This window comes from Microcoleus sp. B4-C1, assembly GCF_036705285.1.
In the GTDB taxonomy this organism is placed as follows: Bacteria; Cyanobacteriota; Cyanobacteriia; order Cyanobacteriales; family Microcoleaceae; genus Microcoleus.
This window is the reverse complement of the sequence record NZ_JAUBUC010000204.1, coordinates 1-1,940: the sequence shown is the minus strand read 5'-3', so window position 1 is coordinate 1,940 and position 1,940 is coordinate 1. Positions and strand designations below refer to the sequence as shown.

The following is a 1,940-nucleotide window of genomic DNA, read 5'->3' as shown; positions in this document are numbered from 1 at the left end:
TTCATTTTTTTATGGTCACAATCAAGTATTGCATATAATTGTATCATAGTCTTGATAATGATTTAGGATTGCTATATCTCTCGACATACTTAAGATAATTCTTTGGATAGATGCTTGTCAAGGGAAATCAATAAAATTTGTGTAAAGGAAACGTCATGGAAGGTAAAAATTCAACATTTCGTTGTTTGGACGTGAGTAACGTAGAAAAAGCTTGAGAAGAAATGCCCCAATTTACATTCACTTCGAGAGCAAATAGTTCTTGAGATAATTTATACATCCTTCTATCATTCGTCCATAGGGGATTTACTGATCTAACAATGATGTACGCACTATTCTGTAAATCACGAGCTAAAAAATAGCCGTAATTGCACGCTCGACGTGCGATCATACACGCTCTGAACAATATGGTAGTAATTAAGTAGAAGTCCCTTGTGTAGCGTGAAACCCTGATTATAACTGTATCGTTCAAAAGCTATGAAAGTCTATTAATTGCTTCCACAGGTTGTGAAACGGCATCTGATCTCTATAATACTTCCTCTCCCCCGCCTTTGTAAGTCGGAAAAGTCGGATCGTAAAGTCGGAAAAGTCGGATCTTGCATAATCTCTCGAACTCAGGTTCCTACAACTTTAGGGAACTGTGTAGGACTGGTGCAGGACAGCTAGCAAAACCAGACAATGCTATGGCTGCGGTGGTGGGACACCGAGGGCAATTTGCTGCTGACAGGTGCAGAACGAGCCTCTAGAACCCAACAAGCACTTTTTGATAATTCCTCGGCTGTTGGGAATGGGATTGAATGCAGAGCAAGTGGGATACGCCCTGGGTTTATCAGTAGAGTTCGTCAGGCAGCATTCCCAATCTTGATGCAGCTAAATTTGGCTTTCCCGCACAAGAATTGTGGATTCTCAATCTAGCAAACCTTGCAGTGCATCCGGCTATCGCCGTCACTCCCTAAAAAACCAAGGGTTCTCGTGGTCAGGGGGTAAATTTTTACCCGACTGTCAAGCTCTGCCAGACTCTAACATTTTACCCGATAGATTGTCAGAGTTAGCCAGACAACAAAATTGAACCCGACTGTCAAGCTTTGTCTGACAACAACATTTTGCCTTATTATCGAGGTCAGCCTTACACTCGTTTTCAGCCTCAACGGAGCGCAAAACCCAGACAGCCCAGCCTCAAGTTGAGTGCTGGCATAACGGCTGCTATGCTACAAAATCGCTTCATAAATTTTAGCTGCCTGCCACTTTTCTCACACTTGCTCAACTTGATTTTTAATTCAATTCCGATGCCGGAACTTGACTATTAAGTCAATTCGGATTTTGTTAAAAGGGCTAAAAAATAGTTAATTGTTGCGTCAGCTAAAGTCAGGCATTTGCAGTATAAAGTCAGGCATTTGCAGTATAAAGTCAGGCGTTTGCAGGTATTTGCAGGGGGTGCACTTTACCTGCATTTACCTGAAAATATCCTGCAAATGCCTGCAATTTTATGCCAAATTACTGCTTTTTTGTGTTGTTCGTGTCTTGACCTGTTGAGGCTGGTTTTGGCTGTTCTCTCTCCGTAGCAAGCAATGGTTTTGTCCGTACAAACCTGACTTTTACGCGCAGAAACAAAAACAATGCACCCTCATGAATGCGGTAATCCTAGGTGTCAAGGCGATCACGCTCTTGCTGGCTATCGGACGAACGATTCCCTCGCCATCATCGACATCAGCAGGCTGCTTCGCTTGCAAAAAGGATAGCGGGCGCGCGCTCGCGTCGGGCATTCGCCACCAATGCCGAACTGCACCAACTGGCTTGTGTCGTGCCCGGCAATGCTCCATCGTAAAGGCGACTGCCCTGTACACCAACAGGCTCGCTCCTGACTTCAAGAGCATTGGTCACAAGTTAAGCCTGTATGCCAGTTGTCAAGGGGATTTGAGAAGATGTGTCAAAGAAAAATTGGT

At 44.0% G+C, this 1,940-nt stretch carries 1 pseudogene; it reads left to right on the top strand.

Annotated features, from left to right (window positions below):
- Nucleotides 1-663: 663 nt before the first annotated feature.
- Nucleotides 664-862 (top strand): annotated as a pseudogene (locus QUB26_RS31635) (Uma2 family endonuclease); the annotation flags it as partial.
- Nucleotides 863-1,940 lie beyond the last annotated feature (1,078 nt).